Origin of the sequence: Candidatus Velamenicoccus archaeovorus (genome assembly GCF_004102945.1) — a bacterium.
GTDB classification, from domain to species: domain Bacteria; phylum Omnitrophota; class Gorgyraeia; order Velamenicoccales; family Velamenicoccaceae; genus Velamenicoccus; species Velamenicoccus archaeovorus.
Genome location: NZ_CP019384.1, coordinates 1,617,380 through 1,634,343, shown reverse-complemented (window position 1 = coordinate 1,634,343; position 16,964 = coordinate 1,617,380). Strand labels below are relative to the sequence as shown.

The 16,964-nt window shown below is 54.5% G+C and carries 18 protein-coding genes and 1 tRNA gene; 17 read left to right on the top strand and 2 right to left on the bottom strand.

Going from position 1 to position 16,964, the window contains the following annotated elements; genetic code table 11:
* Nucleotides 1–41 precede the first annotated feature (41 nt).
* The 17 genes from BU251_RS09485 to BU251_RS07490 all read left to right on the top strand — a co-directional run bounded on the left by BU251_RS09485 (nt 42) and on the right by BU251_RS07490 (nt 15,548).
* Entirely contained in the window at nt 42–1,454 is a 1,413-nt protein-coding gene (locus BU251_RS09485) for a hypothetical protein (protein ID WP_194946676.1), read from the top strand.
* A gap of 26 nt (nt 1,455–1,480) precedes the next feature.
* On the top strand, nt 1,481–2,056 hold the full coding sequence (locus tag BU251_RS07575) for a hypothetical protein (RefSeq protein ID WP_128700527.1): 576 nt from the start codon (nt 1,481–1,483) through the stop codon (nt 2,054–2,056).
* Nucleotides 2,056–3,276, top strand: coding sequence for a fibronectin type III domain-containing protein (locus tag BU251_RS09560; protein ID WP_228767801.1), 1,221 nt, complete (start codon nt 2,056–2,058; stop codon nt 3,274–3,276). Before BU251_RS07575 ends, BU251_RS09560 begins: the two co-directional genes overlap by 1 nt.
* A 166-nt stretch (nt 3,277–3,442) precedes the next feature.
* Nucleotides 3,443–4,021: a hypothetical protein gene (locus BU251_RS07555; protein ID WP_128700521.1), complete on the top strand. Its 579-nt coding sequence runs from the start codon at nt 3,443–3,445 to the stop codon at nt 4,019–4,021.
* A gap of 134 nt (nt 4,022–4,155) precedes the next feature.
* Nucleotides 4,156–4,572, top strand: a complete 417-nt coding sequence (nikR, locus tag BU251_RS07550; protein WP_128700519.1) for a nickel-responsive transcriptional regulator NikR — start codon at nt 4,156–4,158, stop codon at nt 4,570–4,572.
* Nucleotides 4,573–4,642: 70 nt separating this feature from the next.
* A complete protein-coding gene (locus BU251_RS07545; RefSeq protein ID WP_128700517.1) occupies nt 4,643–5,377 on the top strand; it encodes an energy-coupling factor transporter transmembrane component T family protein in 735 nt (244 codons plus the stop codon).
* Complete coding sequence (locus BU251_RS07540; protein WP_128700515.1) at nt 5,356–6,069, top strand: energy-coupling factor ABC transporter ATP-binding protein; 714 nt, start codon at nt 5,356–5,358, stop codon at nt 6,067–6,069. Before BU251_RS07545 ends, BU251_RS07540 begins: the two co-directional genes overlap by 22 nt.
* A gap of 249 nt (nt 6,070–6,318) precedes the next feature.
* On the top strand, nt 6,319–8,739 hold the full coding sequence (locus BU251_RS07535; protein ID WP_128700513.1) for a diguanylate cyclase: 2,421 nt from the start codon (nt 6,319–6,321) through the stop codon (nt 8,737–8,739).
* Nucleotides 8,740–9,456: 717 nt separating this feature from the next.
* Nucleotides 9,457–9,843: a peptidoglycan-binding domain-containing protein gene (locus tag BU251_RS09595; RefSeq protein ID WP_128700511.1), complete on the top strand. Its 387-nt coding sequence runs from the start codon at nt 9,457–9,459 to the stop codon at nt 9,841–9,843.
* Between the two features lie 61 nt (nt 9,844–9,904).
* Nucleotides 9,905–10,387 (top strand): peptidoglycan-binding domain-containing protein, encoded by a 483-nt coding sequence (locus BU251_RS07525; protein WP_128700509.1) that lies wholly within the window; start codon nt 9,905–9,907, stop codon nt 10,385–10,387.
* A gap of 72 nt (nt 10,388–10,459) precedes the next feature.
* Complete coding sequence (locus tag BU251_RS07520; RefSeq protein ID WP_228767800.1) at nt 10,460–12,196, top strand: phosphoenolpyruvate carboxykinase (GTP); 1,737 nt, start codon at nt 10,460–10,462, stop codon at nt 12,194–12,196.
* A 9-nt stretch (nt 12,197–12,205) separates the two neighbouring features.
* Complete coding sequence (locus tag BU251_RS07515; RefSeq protein WP_128700506.1) at nt 12,206–13,090, top strand: phosphoribosylaminoimidazolesuccinocarboxamide synthase; 885 nt, start codon at nt 12,206–12,208, stop codon at nt 13,088–13,090.
* A gap of 6 nt (nt 13,091–13,096) precedes the next feature.
* The gene (locus BU251_RS07510) at nt 13,097–13,312 is read left to right on the top strand and encodes an RNA-binding S4 domain-containing protein (RefSeq protein WP_128700504.1); all 216 of its coding nucleotides are present in this window, start codon (nt 13,097–13,099) and stop codon (nt 13,310–13,312) included.
* Between the two features lie 282 nt (nt 13,313–13,594).
* Nucleotides 13,595–14,152 carry an RNA polymerase sigma factor gene (locus BU251_RS07505; protein WP_128700502.1) on the top strand — a complete coding sequence of 186 codons (558 nt, stop codon included), beginning with the start codon at nt 13,595–13,597 and terminating at the stop codon, nt 14,150–14,152.
* Nucleotides 14,149–14,598 carry a zf-HC2 domain-containing protein gene (locus tag BU251_RS07500; RefSeq protein ID WP_128700500.1) on the top strand — a complete coding sequence of 150 codons (450 nt, stop codon included), beginning with the start codon at nt 14,149–14,151 and terminating at the stop codon, nt 14,596–14,598. The genes BU251_RS07505 and BU251_RS07500 overlap by 4 nt, the downstream gene beginning before the upstream one ends.
* Nucleotides 14,599–14,615: 17 nt before the next feature.
* Nucleotides 14,616–15,104: a hypothetical protein gene (locus tag BU251_RS07495; protein ID WP_128700498.1), complete on the top strand. Its 489-nt coding sequence runs from the start codon at nt 14,616–14,618 to the stop codon at nt 15,102–15,104.
* Nucleotides 15,105–15,191: 87 nt separating this feature from the next.
* Nucleotides 15,192–15,548, top strand: a complete 357-nt coding sequence (locus BU251_RS07490; RefSeq protein ID WP_128700496.1) for a hypothetical protein — start codon at nt 15,192–15,194, stop codon at nt 15,546–15,548.
* A gap of 157 nt (nt 15,549–15,705) precedes the next feature.
* Here the strand turns inward: BU251_RS07490 and BU251_RS07485 are convergent.
* Nucleotides 15,706–15,788: transfer RNA gene (locus tag BU251_RS07485), tRNA-Leu, on the bottom strand.
* Between the two features lie 258 nt (nt 15,789–16,046).
* Entirely contained in the window at nt 16,047–16,796 is a 750-nt protein-coding gene (locus BU251_RS07480) for a slipin family protein (RefSeq protein WP_128700494.1), read from the bottom strand.
* Nucleotides 16,797–16,964 lie beyond the last annotated feature (168 nt).

The following is a 16,964-nucleotide window of genomic DNA, read 5'->3' as shown; positions in this document are numbered from 1 at the left end:
AAGAATATGTTACACTTATATTTATGAACAATCTCTGCAGAATGAGCAGACGCCTCAAAGATTGCGCCGCACGGCTGCATTTTGCGGCGGGACTTGATAGAAGAAGGTTTTCTCTCAGGGCGGGGTTCACTCTTCTTGAGATTGTCATTATTGTCGTTGTCACTTCCGTCCTGGCTTCTCTTGCCGCCGTTTCTTATTTCCATGTTACTTCTAAAGCCCAAGATGCCGAAGCCCTCAATAATCTCGCCGCTGTCCGTAAGGCGCAGTTGTCGGAAGCGGCCGCGAAGGGGGCGTTCGTCAACGCGACGAATACCCAGGAGATCAACGAGCGTCTCACGGAAGTGCAGATTGAAGATAAGGATTTCACGTATAAGATCGTCAATGTCACGGCCGATGATTTTGCGGCTGTCGCCGAGCGTGTCGACGAAGAAAAGGCGCAGGAGAAACCGATTGTCATTGCCATGTATGCCGATGGTCATGTCGGCTATACCTACGCCTCAGGTTCTTCCTCCGGCGGAAGTTCTTCTTATGGCGGAGGCGGCGGTTCTTCAGGAGGCGGTTCGTCCGGCGGGTCTTCAGGCGGTTCCTTGGGCGGCTCCTCCGGCAGCAGCGGCTCTTCGGGCAGCGGTTCTTCGGGGGGCAGTTCATCCACAGGGTCTTCGGGAGACGGTTCCTCCGGGGGCAGCACAGGCGGCGGCACCGTCGCTGCCATGGGGTTCACTTATCCGCCCGTTGCAACAGGGAATGACGGTTTTGTCACTATCGGTTGGGCCGGGATCGGTATTTATCCGGATTCTTATGATATCTACAGGTCGACGTCGGCGGCGGGCGAGTTCGAGCTGCTTTATGAAAATTGGTATGGCACAACCGATTATTATACGGATTTGACCGTTACCAATGATACGACGTATTATTACCGCATCGATGCCCATTACGGCGAACAAGCCACCTATTCCTCCGAAATCTTTTCCGCAACGCCTTCGGCAACGTCGCAATACGCCTTGCAGGCCGCAGAGGCCTTGTTGGAATTGGCGACCAGCCCTACGGGGGCGACGATTGCAGAGATCATTTTATTGTATGACGTGAAGGTGGGGTTCGGCAATTGCGACAATTCGGTTGCGGCGTGGTACGAACCTCTTTTTAACACCATCAGGATCAATCTGGATGAATTTTCGAGTACGGCGGAAGTGCAGGCGGCCATCCTGGCCCACGAAGGGACCCATGCCTGGTGGACCAACGATATAAACCAAGGCCAGCCGGAACGCGGCGAGAATCTGGGGGACAGCATCGATCAGGAGTACAATGCCTTTTTGAACGGCGCTACCGTCTGGGGCGATATCAAGGGCGGTCAGACAGATTACAACCAGGACAGCTGGGCAAGCGTGATCGCCCAGGGAGAGGCCGACGCGAAAGAGGTCATTCGTCTTTATTATCCGGATTTGCCTGAATATTGATCCTGGGGCACAGGAGGAGGTCTTGAATGAAGCTGAAGAGTATAGCCGTTGTGTTATTTTTTTTAGTTTGCGGAGTTCTTCTTGTGATTTTGTTTTTGCCGCGGATGGAAGGCGTGTCCTACCAATCTTCCTTCTGCACCTTGCGTTATCCCAAGGGCTGGACCCTGCGGGAATCCAAAGGCAAGACTGAAGCCTATACCCAGGTCCATGTCTTCGGCGAACGCAACAAAGACCTTGGTTTCGGGCCTTCCATCACCTTGACGGTCTATCCCAAAAAGGACAAAGGGGGCGTCTATGCGAGCGCCCAGGCCCTGGCGGACCACGCCGTCCAAGCCGCCCATGGCCTGTCGTCCTTCAAGCTGGAGTCCCGCTCCACTGTCAAACTTCCTTTCGGGATCGACGCCTTGCGCTGTGTCATGACGTATGTCCTGCGGCTGCCCATCTACCAGGTCAACGCCAAAGATGTCCTCCTCAAGGAAGAGACCTATTATTTCGAAAAAGGCGACGATATCTATGTGCTGAGTTATAAGAATATCGCGAAGGATTTTACTCCCAACCTTGCCTCATTCCGCATGATCAAAAAATCCATAAGGATCAAGTGATGAATTCACCTGCCAGCAAGGCGAGAGAGGTCGAGAGGTTTTTGAGGGGGCGCCGGGGACAAGGGGTCCTTGAGTTCGTCCTCATGTTTACGGTCCTTGCGATAACGGTCGTTTTTTCAGCCTTCCACATCTTTAAGCCCTCCGTGACAAAAATGTATGCCGACGCCGGAACGAAAATGAACGATTCCGGCGGTCTGATTGCCGAAGATGTCGGTCAGCCCTTGAATATGTTTGACGATGAGACCGGCGCTGCATCCGGCGGCGGTTTTGCCGGCAATAGTGGAGGTTCTTCGGGGGGATTCAGCGGTCCCGGCGGTTTTGGCAGCGGCAGTAGCAGCGGCGGCGGGACAGGAGGAGGCGGGGGCGGCGGCGGTGCAGGGACAGGGGGAGGCATAGGGGCGACAGGCGGATCAGGGGGCGGCAGTGATGCTGGGGCGGGCGGAAGCTTTCCTGGAAGCGGCGGCGGCGCAGAAGGCGTGGGCCGCAGTTTTCCACAAACGCCTCTAGCGATCGGCAATGACAGCTTTTTGAGCCTGAGTTGGGAGGCGGCCACAGGGACCCCTGTCAGTTATAACATCTATCGCGCCACGGCACCCGGCGGGCCGTATGAGTTTTTCGTGGAAGGGTGGACAGCGACCTGGTTCACGGACGTCTGGACGACAAACGGCTCCACCTATTATTATCGTGTAGATGCCGTTTACGACGATGGGGCGGTCGTTTCTTCCGGCGTTTTTTCTGGCACACCATCGGCGGATTCGGTATATGCCGTCGCGGCGGCCGAAGCCCTGACGAAACTCGACGAATCCAGCAATGGTTCCGCGCTCGCCGATATCATAGATCTTTATGATGTCAAGATCGGTTTTGGAACAGGCGTCTCCGATGCCGTCGGATGGTACTCTTCTTATTTCAATACGATCATCGTGGATCTCTCGCAGTTCGGATTGTCCCAGGGCGTTCAGACTTCCATCCTGGCCCACGAAGGGACCCATGCCTGGTGGACCAACGATACAAGCCAGGGCCAGCCGGAACGCGGCACGAATCTGGGGGACAGCATCGATCAGGAGTACAATGCCTTTTTGAACGGCGCCGCCGTCTGGAATGAGATCAAGGACGGCGATACAGATGCCAATCAGGATGGGTGGGCCTCTGTGGTTGCTTTGGATGAAGCGAGCGCAAAAGAGATCATCCGGACGGCTTATCCGGATCTCCCGGAATATTAATCCCTGCGCCGGAATTCCCTGCCCGCTTGAGCGGGCGAGGCTATGCCCGTGGATTGGCTTTGTCTTGCAGACAAAACCATGGCGGGACAGGGACGTCACCCCACGGCCGCCCCTGACTGGAAGCCAGGGGCGGGCCCGAAGGGCTGGCCTTCTCGGCCCTCTGTCTATGGATCGAAAACATTTTGGCTTCATGATCTTTACCGTCGCCGTTGTTGCGGCGGCCGTTTTTCAAGGAGACACGATGGCGGATCAGGATTTCTCCTACCAATCTTCCTTCTGCACCTTGCGTTATCCCAAGGGCTGGACCCTGCGGGAATCCAAAGGCAAGACTGAAGCCTATACCCAGGTCCATGTCTTCGGCGAACGCAACAAAGACCTTGGTTTCGGGCCTTCCATCACCTTGACGGTCTATCCCAAAAAGGACAAAGGGGGCGTCTATGCGAGCGCCCAGGCCCTGGCGGACCACGCCGTCCAAGCCGCCCATGGCCTGTCGTCCTTCAAGCTGGAGTCCCGCTCCACTGTCAAACTTCCTTTCGGGATCGACGCCTTGCGCTGTGTCATGACGTATGTCCTGCGGCTGCCCATCTACCAGGTCAACGCCAAAGATGTCCTCCTCAAGGAAGAGACCTATTATTTCGAAAAAGGCGACGATATCTATGTGCTGAGTTATAAGAATACAGACGTTGATTTTGCTGCTCAGGAAAGCCTGTTCCTGGACACCCTGGAGTCCTTCAAGCTATCCTGAAATTCTTTTCCCAAATCCCTTTGACACAAACCTTCTTCGTGTTATGATTTTTATAATCAGTGGCACGCCAGGATATTTTTTGTCCTTTTGGGCCGGTTTTAGATGGCCGGCAGCTGGGCAGGAAGGGGGCAGTTTTGTCTAAATTGTCGCGTTTCGGCGTATCGATGGAAGAGGAATTCTTGGGCCGCTTCGACGCTTACATGCGCCGCAAGGGATACAAGAACCGTTCGGAGGCCATCCGTGATTTGATCCGCGGTGTTTTTGTGGCCCAGGAGTGGCAGGCGAATGAAAGAGTGGCCGGCGCGCTCCTGGTCGTTTATGACCATCACAGGCGGGACCTGGTGGAGAATCTTCTGGGGATCCAGCACGGTGCGCAGGAGCATATCGTTTCCACGCAGCATATCCATCTGGACCATCATAACTGTTTGGAGATCATCGTCGTCCGCGGCCGCGCCAGGCGTATCCAGGATCTTTATGACCGGATCCAGGCGCTCAAGGGTATCAAACATACGTCTTTAAGTATGGCGACGACAGGCAGCAAAATCCTCTAGAATCCTGCCGCTGGCGTACAAGGTGCGCGTGAGGAGCCGTCGGTTTTCCTGATCCCGGAAGGGCCTGTCCATGCATCATAATTTCATTGACGCATATTCCCACACGGATTCTTTTTTGTGCCGGCGCGATCCCCGCGTGAAACTTTTTGTTTTCGGTCTTTTTATCTTGCTTGTGCTTTTGCAGCCCTCCACCGGCATGCGGGGGCTTGTTTTCTACGGTGTCCTTTTGGCGGTTGTTTTTATTTTTTCGCACCTGCCGCTGAGGCCGATCGCCGGCCGCATCCTGACCCTGTTGCCCTTCGTGCTCTTGACGGGGTGGTCCATGCGTGCGGCATCCGGCGGGCTTGCCGTGACCGTCATCAAAGCGGTGGAGGCCATGGTGGCGGTTTTTCTGATGGTTTCGACGACGCCGTTCCCGCGGTTGCTCAAGGCGTTGGAAGCCATGCGGTGCCCTTCGATCGTGATCCGGATGTTGTCGTTCTTGTACCGCTATATCTATCTTATCCTCGATGAGTTCATGAAGATGCGCCAGGCCCAGTTGTCGCGGACAGTGGGCGGCCGTCTTTCGCCAGGCCGCCAGGCGAAGATTTTTTCAAGTATCCTCGGCCATTTGTTTGTCAGGTCCTACGAAAAAGGAGAAAGGGTGTATCTGGCCATGTGTGCGCGTGGCTATGACGGCACCGTCCGTGTTTTGGCCTATCCGGGGTTTGCGCGCACGGCCGCATGGGCGGATGGGGCCTTCCTTGTAATCTCCATTTTGATCATGGGCAGCCTGGAGGCATTATGTCTTATGCCGTGGAAATAGAGCATCTTTATTTTAGCTATCCTGACGGCACGCAAGTATTGAAAGACCTGTCGGTTGCTATTTCCGAAGACGATTCTGTCGGTCTGATTGGGCCTAACGGCGCCGGCAAGACGACTTTGCTGTTGCATCTTAACGGTATTCTGCGCGGCGAGGGAAAGATCAAGGTCTTTTCCCGCGAGATATGTGACGAGACCCTTGCCCGCGTGCGGCGGGATGTAGGGCTTGTCTTTCAAGATCCCGATACGCAGCTTTTTATGCCGACCGTCTTTGATGATGTTGCCTTTGGTCCGTTGAATATGGGCCTGCCGCAGGACGAGATCGGCCGGCGCGTGCACCGGACGCTCGGGGCCGTGGATATGGAGGCGAGCGCTGAACGGCCGTCGCATCATCTGAGCTTTGGCGAGAAGAAGAGGGTTTCGGTGGCGACGGTGCTGGCGATGGCCCCCCGGCTTTTGGTTCTCGATGAGCCCACCAGCAATCTTGACCCCGGCCACAGGCAGCAGCTGATGGAGATCCTCAGGGGGGTTTCAATGACCAAGCTGATCGCTTCCCACGACTTGGAGATGATCCGGGTCCTGACTCGGCAGGTCATCTTGCTGAGCGGAGGCCGCATCGTCGCCTACGGCCCTACCCGCGAGATTCTTTCCGACCACCAACTCCTCAAGAGCAACGGATTTTTTCTTCTCTCCTGACCTTTGCCAAATGCCTTATTTTGTGCTATATTCTTCCCGAAGGAAGAAAGGTGGCATATATGACGTTGTGTTATATGCCGTATCGTATTCTTGAGAAAAGGTCTCTGGGAAACCCGGAGGCCTTTTTTGTTTCATGAGCCCAGGGCCCCGGCAAGCAGGGAGTGCAGCCGGCCAGAATTGCCCGGCCGGGGAAAAGCGGCCAAAACATCTTCGCGGAGGGACTAGATTCCTTTAGGCCAAAGGAGAGATATGGATTACTTAGAAAAGATCCTTAATCCCGGAGATGAAGACCTGCCGTTGGTTTCGCGGCTTCTCTACCAGCTGATCGACGAAAAGTATCGCACGCTGTTGGACGAATCCAGCGATCTGATGGGTATCGTCGACCGCGAGGGGAAATTTATTTACGTCAACAGACAGTTGGCGGATTCGCTCGGGTATACCAAGAAAGAATGTTTGGACATGCATATGTACGATATCATCGCTCCGGAGAGCCGGGCGGCGTTCGCGGAGAGGGCAAAGGAGTTCCTGAAGTCGGGCCGCCTGCGGATGCAGGACTTTGTCCTGAAGACCAAGTGGGGCGGCAAGGTCACCGGCGAGATGAACTCTATAGCATTCTGCGATAATCAGGGGCGTTACTGCGGCGCCAAGGCCGTTTTCAAGGATAGGACCAAGCTCTTGGAAGTCCAGAGGCTTGAGAAAAAATACGAATCGATGCTTGAAGACGGTATCGATACGCTGGATTACATCATCATGATCCTCGATAGGAGTTTCCGGGTGCACTGGGTCTCTTCAAGCGTCGGCACGTATTTTGGCCTCGATAAGAGAGGGGCGGTCGGCGAGGACATACGCAGGATTTTCCGGGAGAACTTTAAAGACTTGATCCTGGATCATGACCTTTTTTTGCAGGGTATCCTTTCGGCCTACGAGGCCAACACCGCCGTGGAGAATGTCGAGTACCAGATGAAAAGGCCGGGCAGTCCGGACATCGACTATATGGAGCACTGGAGTTATCCCATCACCCACGGCGAACTTAATGGCGGCCGCGTGGAGATATTCCGCGACATCACCCGGAGGAAAAAGTCGGAGGAGATGCTCGAGTACTATTACAAAAAGATACACACCATCATGGAGCATGCGGTGGAAGGCATCGTGGAATTGCGCACGGACAATTCGATCCAGTTCGTCAACAGAAGCTTCTCGGATTTGATGGGGTATCTTGAATCGGAGATGGTGGATCGGAGCCTTTATGATTTTATTCTGCCCGAGGAACACAGACATCTTCCTTCCGTCAAGCTGATCCGCAGGGCCCAGGAGATTATTTTCGTCAAGAAAGACGGCCATTATCTTTATGCCCTGGCATCCAGCATTCCTCTTGTCTTCGGTACGCAGCCGCCTCACACCCTTGTGTTCATTTCGGATATCACGGAGGCCAAGACGGCATCCATCAAGTTGCGGGATGCCAACCTGACGCTGCGGGCGCTCAATGCCTCGCTGGTGGAAAATGCGCTCAAGGACGTGCAGACGGGTGTGTATAATTATCGCTATCTTCAAGAAAGGCTCCACGAGGAGGTTCATCGCGCCCGCCGTTATTGGCGGTCGTTCGCCGTCATCATGATCGATCTGGATTTCTTTAAGGCTGTCAACGACGCCTACGGTCACTTGTTCGGAGATACGGTCCTTAAAGGCTTCGCAGATCTTCTGAGGATCAGCGTACGCGCGACGGACATCGTGGTGCGTTCCGGGGGAGAAGAGTTTGTCGTCTTCTGTCCCGATACGGACAGCTTCGGGGCTCTCGCCACGGCCCGTAAGATCGCCGCGGCGCTGAAACAGAAACCTCTCGGCAACAAGGAGCGCCGTGTGACCATCACCATCAGCATGGGGATCGCCTCTTATCCGGAGGTGAATGTTTTAGATCCCGTGGCCCTTTTGAATGCCGCCGACCAGGCGATGTATCGAAGCAAGGCCGCCGGCCGCAATCGCATCACGATTTTCCATAAAGAAGAAGCAGGGATAGCAAAGACGCAGGATCCTGTCCATGCCCCCGAGGAAAACCTTTTCGTGAAGATGAAACAACGACTGCGGTATGTGAATTTGAGAAATGAAGAGGCCCTGCTGGAATCCTTCAGGCCTTTGATGCGCAAGACCGATGAAATCCTCGGCTATGAGCCTGGTTATACGGATCGTATCGTCAAGGATGTGGAAGGTCTGTGTCTGGAGATGGCGTTGCCGCAAGAGGATGCGTCTCGTGCGAGGCGCGCAGCGTTATTGTGCAACCTTGGTTTTTTGAGTCTCCCCAGGGATGTTCTGCGCAAATCCTTGCTGAGCGACCAGGAAAAAGCGCTGGTGCGGCGGCATCCTTTTTTCAGCATAGACCTCATCGGCGATGTCGCTTTCCTGGCGGCCCTTAGAGAGGATGTCCTAGATCACCATGAGCATTTTGACGGTTCGGGGTATCCGCGCGGCCTCAAAGGGGGGATGATCCCGATCGTCTCGCGGATGATCGCCGTTGCCGAGGCCTATGAGGCGATGATCTCTCCGCGCCCCTACCGTGTCAAGCCCTTGAGTTGCAAAGAAACAGCAAGCGCCCTTGCCAAGGAATCCAGCCGTCAGTTTGACCCTTCCATCGTCGCCTGTTTCCTTAAACAAATTAATTCGGCAAAAGAAGCGTGATCCTTAATTTTGTCAGGACTTCCATCGTCGCCTGTTTCCTTAAACAAATTAATCCCGTTTTCCAGAATTCCCTGCCCGCTTGGGCAGGCGAGGCCCAGCTCGTGGATTGGTTTTGTCTTGCAGACAAAACCATGGCGGAGCAGGACGTCGCCCCACGGGCTCGCCCTGGCTTTGCCTAGGGCAGGCCCGTGGGGCTCCAGGTGATTTCGTAGCAGGCTTCCAGGCAGGCATTTTTCTGTTTCGCGATCCACCGGGGCCCTGGGGGCCGGAATGCCGTGTTTTTGCAAAGATATTTGACGCATTCGCCGGCGGTCAATCCTCGCCTTTTAAGGCGAAAGTAATGTATCCGCCGTCTTGAGTGTCAACCCTGAGGCAAGCCCCGCTTTTTAGGGCAAGGACAACGAAGGGTTGACTTTTAGTCCTGTTGTGATATATTGGCTCAAATCTTTAAAAATACAAAGGTTTTCTGCTTAACCGCTTCTCAATGTCATAAGACGTGCGCCCGTGGCGGGTTGTGACATTGATGGCACAAAGCAAAGTAAAAGGAATGATTCCGCCAGAGGCGGAAGAATCAAGGAAATAAACGTTACTCCCCGTGTAAGCATCTCGACAATTTATGTCTGCGACCAGTCCTCACAGAGTTCGGACGGGCAGTCATAAATTCTCGAGATACACGTGGAGTTAATCCCGCCAGAGGCGGAATTAAGGAGGGTTCTTATGAACAGGATGTGGATGGGGGTTGGGGTGTTGGCGGCGGCATTGACCGTAGCCGGATGCGCTACGACCAAGTCGGGTTCCGCTTCGCTGGAAAACCGCGTGCAGGTTCTTGAAAGCAAAGTCCAGACGTTGGAAGGGCCAGTGATGACGTCCGAGGCGCCGGTTTCTTTCGAGAAAGAGTCTTCAGGGGCGACGGCGGCAACGATGACGAAGAAGCAGATTCAGCAGGCCCTGAAGAACGCCGGTTATTATGATGGCAAGATTGACGGCAAGATCGGGCCGAAGACCACCGCCGCGATCAAGCAATTCCAGAAAGATTTGGGTCTTAAAGCCGACGGCATCGCCGGTAAAAATACGAAAGAAAAACTTTTGAAATATCTTCCATAATAGGATGGCTTGATGGGCTATCCTTTTCAGAAAGGCAAGATCAGAAAGGCAAGATAAAAAAATGTTCTCTTTGCGTTTTGCGTGTGCCATCTTTGTGATTTTTGGCTTTGCCGTGTCAGGATGCGGCAAAGACAGCAATAAAAAACAGAAATTTGCCGTTGAAGAAGGCGTCCTGAATTTAAGCGAGGCGGATAATCTTCTTTCGGGATCGCGCGATGAGGCCGTAGAGATCGTGGATAACGGCCAGCAGGCACAGACACAGGTGGCTGTGGATGTTCCTGTTCCCGCGGATGCCCCCGTTTTGGAAGAAGCAAGACCTTCAGCCGTCGTTTTGGGGGAGACGCCGGACGAGAAGGGGATCCAGACGGCCCTGAAGGACCTCGGGTTTTACCAAGGTGAGATCGACGGCAAGATCGGTCCCAAGACGAAAGCGGCCATCCGGGAGTTTCAGCAGAAAAACGGTCTTGTGGCCGACGGCAAGGTCGGGCCAAAAACCTGGGCGGCGCTCAAGGCGGCCTTGACGGTTTCCCGGGATCCTCAATAAACCAACGAACATATGCCCGATAAAAATCAACCTCCTACTAAGCATGCGAGGCTCAAGACTTGGGTTTCAGAGATGGCATCTTTGTGCCGGCCCGACCGCATCGTCTGGATCGACGGCTCAGAAGAGGAGAAGAGGCGTCTTGAAGACGAGGCTGTGGCCACCGGTGAGATCATCCGGCTGAATCAGGAAAAGCTCCCCGGCTGTTTGTATCACCGCACGGCTGCGAACGATGTCGCCCGCACGGAACATCTCACCTTTATCTGCACAAAGAAAAAAGAAGACGCCGGTCCTACGAATAACTGGATGTCTCCCCGCGATGCTTACCGCAAGGCCTCGGATTATTTCAGGGGGGCCATGAAGGGACGCACGATGTATGTGGTCCCGTTCTCCATGGGGCCTGTGGGTTCCCCTTTCAGCAAGATTGGCGTTGAGTTGACGGATAGCATCTATGTCGTCCTGAATATGCGCATCATGACGCGTATTGGTCAGAAGGTGCTGGATTTCCTTGGCGCCGACGGCGAATTCACCAAATGTCTTCATTCCAAGGCAGACCTTGATATCGGCAAAAGATTGATCCTCCACTTTCCGGAAGATAACGCTATCTGGAGCGTCGGATCGGGATATGGCGGCAACGTTCTTTTGGGCAAGAAATGCCTCTCGCTGCGTATCGCCAGTTATATGGGGCTGCGGGAAGGCTGGATGGCTGAGCATATGCTGATCATGGGCATCGAGGAGCCCAATGGTCATGTGGAATATATCGCCGCCGCGTTTCCCAGCGCCTGCGGCAAGACGAACCTCGCCATGCTCATTCCTCCCGAAGGTTTGAAGAGCAAGGGGTATAAGATTTGGACCGTGGGCGACGACATCGCCTGGATGCGGATCGATTCCGACGGAGCCCTCTGGGCGGTTAACCCGGAGGCCGGATTCTTCGGCGTGGCGCCAGGGACAAACTCCAAGAGCAATCCGAACGCCATGGCGACGATCAGGAAGAATACGATCTTTACCAATGTCCTCCTGAAAAAAGATTTTACAGTGTGGTGGGAAGACGGCAATGAGCCGCCTCCGCCGGAAGGCATGGATTGGCGGGGCCAGCCGTGGCGGCCAGGCATGAAAGATGAGCATGGCAAGATCATCAAAGGCGCCCATCCGAACAGCCGCTTCACCGCGCCGGCATCCCAGTGCCCCTCGATATCTTTCCGCCTGGAACACCATCATGGCGTGCCTATTTCCGCTATTGTTTTCGGCGGCCGCCGTGCGCACTTGGCGCCTTTGGTGTATGAGGCGTTCAGCTGGCAACACGGCGTCTATGTCGGCTCCACCATGGCGTCCGAGCGCACTGCCGCCCAGATGGGCACGGTGGGCGAGGTTCGTCGTGATCCTATGGCTATGTTGCCTTTCTGCGGCTATCACATGGGTGATTATTTCAAGCATTGGCTTGCGATGGGCAAAAAAATGGAAAAACAGCCGAAAATCTTCCATGTCAATTGGTTTCGTCTTGATGAACACGGCAAGTTCTTATGGCCGGGCTATAGCGAAAATCTGCGCATCCTGGAATGGATCCTTGACCGTTGCAACAACAGGGTTGAGGCGGTCAAGACGCCTGCCGGATATGTCCCCAGGCTGCAAGACCTGGACCTGACGGGGCTGAATATTTCCAGGGATGCCCTGCAGAAGGTCCTGGAGATCGACCGTTTTGAATGGCTTCAGGAGATGGAAAGCCAGAGGGAATTCTTGAAAACTTTTGGGGATAGGCTTCCGCGGGAGCTCTGGGCCGAGTGGGAAGCGCAGAACAAGAGACTTCAGGAATAGATAGCATACATGTCCGAGAACGTTCTCCTCCAGACGAATTTTTCCGATTTAAAGCTCTTGCGCCGTGGCAAGGTGCGGGATGTCTACGATCTCGGCGACAGCCTGTTGATCGTCGCCACAGACCGTATTTCCTGTTTCGACGTTGTCTTAGGCTGCGGTATCCCTCATAAGGGAGAAGTCCTGACGAAGATCTCCCTTTTTTGGTTTGATTACCTTCGGGATATCTGCGAAAACCATCTATTGACGGCGGATGTCAACGCATACCCGCCGCAGGCCAAAAAATACCACGAGGCCTTGCGCGGCCGATCGATGCTTGTCAAAAAAGCCGAACCTCTCGCCATCGAGTGCATCGTGCGCGGCTACCTGTCCGGTTCCGGATGGAAAGAATACCTGAAGACGCAGTCTGTCTGCGGCATCAGGCTGCCGGCCGGATTGAAAGAGTCGCAGAAGCTGCCGCAAACCATTTTTACGCCTTCCACCAAGGCGGATATCGGCCATGACATCAACGTCGACGAGGCCGGCGCTGCCCGGATCGTCGGCAAAGAAGCTCTCGCCGATGTCCGCGCCAAGGCCGTCGCCCTCTACGAAAAAGCCGCCGCTTACGCCCAGACAAAGGGGATCATTATTGCCGACACCAAGTTTGAATTCGGCGGATATGGCGGCAAGCTCATCCTGATCGATGAGGTCTTGACGCCGGATTCTTCCCGTTTTTGGCCGCAAGAAGGCTATGCGCCGGGCCGCCCCCAGCCCAGCTTTGACAAGCAGTTTGTGAGGGATTACCTTGAGACGCTTTCCTGGGACAAGACGCCTCCGGCCCCGGATGTGTCCGCCGATGTCATTCAAAAGACATCCGAGAAATATCTCCATGCGTTGAAAGTCCTTGCCGGCCTCTGACCCCTGATGGAATTCGCTCTGCGCGGCGATTATATCGAACTGGACAATCTTTTGAAGGCTTCCGGCATCGCGGCCAGCGGCGCCGAGGCCAGAGACCTTATTCGTCAAGGCCTGATCCTCGTTAACGGCGAAAAAGAAAGCCGCCTGCGCCGCAAGATCAGGAAAGGCGACAAGGTCGCGGCCGGCCGGATTCTTTTGGAAATCATCTCGTCAGTGGTATAATAGATTTGAGGATGGGAGAGGAACAAACTGGAGGTGACGTATGTGTAAAGTCTGCGGTTGTACCCCATGCAAGTGCGGCAAGAAGATCGTCAACGGCAAGTGTGAAGGGTGCGGCAAGGAATTTGATAAGTGCACCTGTAAGAAAAAATGACCGCCCGGTCGATGGGCATAAGCGTTCCCAAAAAGCCTGATGTTTTATCAGGCTTTTTTGTTTGTCCGCTGCGCGCCTGAAAATCCCTGGAATAAAATCCGCTTCTCTTACGTCTAATATCCGGAGAATCGATGAAAGAAGACGCCTTTTACATAGAACAGTTTCTCGGCGGGGAAGAGAAGGCATTTGAAGCGATCGTCAGGAAATACCAGAACAGGGTCCTGAATATCGTTTTTTCCCTGATTGGAAAAGACAGGGAGAGTGAAGATATCGCCCAAGAGGCATTTTTGAAAGCCTACCGCGGCCTGAAGGGTTTTAGGCGACGCTGCTCTTTTTCGACATGGCTCTATCGCATTGTGTTGAATACGACGTACGATTTTCTGCGTAAAAGAAGGGACGTTGTTACGGAAGAAGAGGCTTTGGGGCAGAGTGTCGACGCTCGCGGCGGCCACAACGATGTGCTTTTTGTGCTTTTGATGAAAGAGAGAGATGTCTTGATTCAGAAGGCGCTGGGTAAAGTCCCGCTGGCATACAGGTCGGCGGTGGTCCTCAAAGATATCGAGGGATTAAGCTATGCCGAGATATCGAAGATTCTTTCTTGTCGCATAGGGACTGTGGAATCGAGGATCTATCGCGCCAGGCAATTATTGAAAAAAGAACTGATGAAATTTGGGGGAGATGTGATATGAATGCATGCGCACGAACCAGGAGATTGTTGTCCCGCTACATAGACAAGGAGGCCGCAAAGAGGGATGCGGCTTTCATTGAAACGCATGTGGCTGGTTGTTTCTCCTGTCGGAAAGAGTTACGGGAGCTCTCTTGTGTCAGGGAGGTTTTGTTGAAAAAAGAACGCAGGACTTTGCCTGAGGGAGAGCTGGCGAGGCGTCTGTTGAGGGAGGTTCTGCGTCGGAGGAGCGGGCAGGAAGATTCTTCTCCGGGCGGCATGGGATATTTTGCGCGCCGGCTTATCTTTCTTCCGGCCATCGGTATCGCGCTATCCGCAGCTTTTTTGATTTTGGTCCCCCAGCAGACGAACCGGTATTCATGGGAAGAGCATATTCTCAGCGGGGCTCCGACGACAACGGCGATGACGCTGGGGTTGCTTTTGGGGGCCAGAGTTAATTCCACTCCATAGAAAGAAAGGAGAGGCTTATGAACAGGAATGCGGTGTATCTGGCGGTTTTCGCAGTATTGTGCGTTTTGGCCGGCGTTTTGGCAGGTGCCGGCATCGTCAGGAAGGCGGTTTGTCCGGAGTTTGGGCCTCCGGGCCGGCCGGATTTCGCTGCGAGGGCCGAACATTTCATGAGACGCGGTCCCGGTGGCGGGGTTGGCCCCGGAAGTCCTGTTGAGATGCTGGCGGATCGGCTGGATCTTAGCAAGGAGCAGAAAGCCGATGTCGAGAAGATTTTAGAGGAATCGCGCCAGGAGGTTGAAAAATTGGGAGAAGATGTTCGCTACACGATTGATAAGATCAAGAACGAAGGCGACGAGCGGATCATGAAAATCCTTGATCCAGGCCAGCAGGAAAGGTTTATGGAGCTTCTCGAAGAAATACACGGATCCGGCCGTCCCGGGGAAGGACAGGGTCCCATGGGAGAATATGGTCCGCCGCCTTCTGAAGATTTACCGTCCAGGAGATGATGGGCATGTCGTCTTTGCTTCCGCAGCCTGGGTTTAGAGAGGAAGACTGTTTTTTCATCGAATTCAAAAAAAGAAAGGATGGCTTTGATGAGAATGCCGGCGTATGTCTTGGGCCAGAAGATAGCGATGTGTTTGATTTTATGTTTTTCGTTATGTTCGGCGGCGAGCGTCTTTGGTGAGGAATCCCAGACGGCATCTCGGGACGAAGAATCCTTATTTCCTCCGCCGCGGCATGGAGAGGATCCTTCAGGCGGAGGCGAAATGAAAGCCCCGCCCCAGGAAGCGATCGACGCCTGTTCAGGCAAGGCCGAAGGCGACACGTGTCAGTGCCGCGGGCCCAGAGGGGAGGAGGAAACCGGCATTTGCGTCTCGACGCCGGACAAGAAATACTTTGTCTGTAGGCCGGATCGCGCTTCCCGCGGCCCTCAGGACGAACAGGATTAGTCTCGACGATAGATCGAGATGTGATTATCTTGGAAAAAAGAACCCCCTGGCAGTTGCTGTCAGGGGGTTTTGATTTTGGGGCTGCGTTTTTTTAATTTTATGCCGAAGGAGGGAGTCGCCCGCCACAAAGATCGGCGGGTCCTTCGTGAAAATTTTATGCTGGAGGAGGGAGTCGAACCCTCACGGGCGTAAACCCAATGGTTTTTGAGACCACCGCGTATGCCATTCCGCCACTCCAGCAGAATCTTTATATCTATATCTTTGTGGCGGTGATTTTGTCCGCCAGCGCCTTGTGGCGGAAACCCTCACGGGCGTAAACCCAATGGTTTTTGAGACCACCGCTCGCCTGCCGTCAGGCAGGCATGCCATTCCGCCATCCGCCACTAAGGCTTCGGCGGATGGCGTGCGCCACGAGGACATCGGCGCACGGCCGCCGACGTATTGGTGGAGGCCGCCCGCCAACGTTCTGGTGGAGGGCGCCACTTCGGCAAAAAGTGGTTATCTTTCTCCCTCTGTTTTGAACCATTTGAGCATCTCAAGAGGCAGAGGAAAGACGATGATGGACGATTTTTCCGTCGAGATGTCCATAAGCGTCTGCAGATAGCGCATCTGAAGGCTCATCGGCTGTTTCTGGAGGATCTCGGCGGCCTGCGAGAGTTTCTGGGAGGCCTGGAATTCGCCCTCGGCCGAGATGACCTTGGCGCGGCGCTCTCTTTCGGCTTCCGCCTGTCTGGCCATGGCGCGCTGCATCTCCTGCGGCAGGTCCACGTGCTTGATCTCCACATGGGAGACCTTGACGCCCCACGGGTCTGTGGCCTTGTCGATGATCAGCTGAAGTTCCGAGTTGATTTTTTCCCTTTCCGAAAGGAGCTCGTCCAGACTGACCTGCCCGACGGTAGAACGCAGGGACGTCTGGGACATCTGCGATGTGGCGAAGTGGTAGTCTTCCACTTCCAGAACGGCATGCGAGGGGTCCATGACCCTGTAGTAGACAACGGCATTGACTTTGACGGATACGTTGTCTTTGGTGATGATGTCCTGCGGCGGCACGTCCAGTGTCACGGTGCGCAGGCTGATGCGTTCCATTCGGTCGATGGGGAAGAAGACGAAGATGACCCCGGGCCCTTTGGGCCTGGCCAGGATGCGGCCGAGGCGGAAGATGACGCCGCGCTCGTATTCGTTAAGGATCTTGATAGAGTTCAGGAGATACACAACGACGATGATGCCGATGATGAGAGGGAAGCTCATGATTCCTCCTTAATCCGCCTCTGGCGGATTAACTCCGAAGCCTGCGCAGGTTCATTTCACGAACACCCCTGGTGTTTGTGAGTGAAATGAACAAGCGTTCTGGCGAGGAGTCTTCTTTTTTTAAAACCCTCCGCCTCTGGCGGATTAAAAGCACGAAGTTCAGCGCTC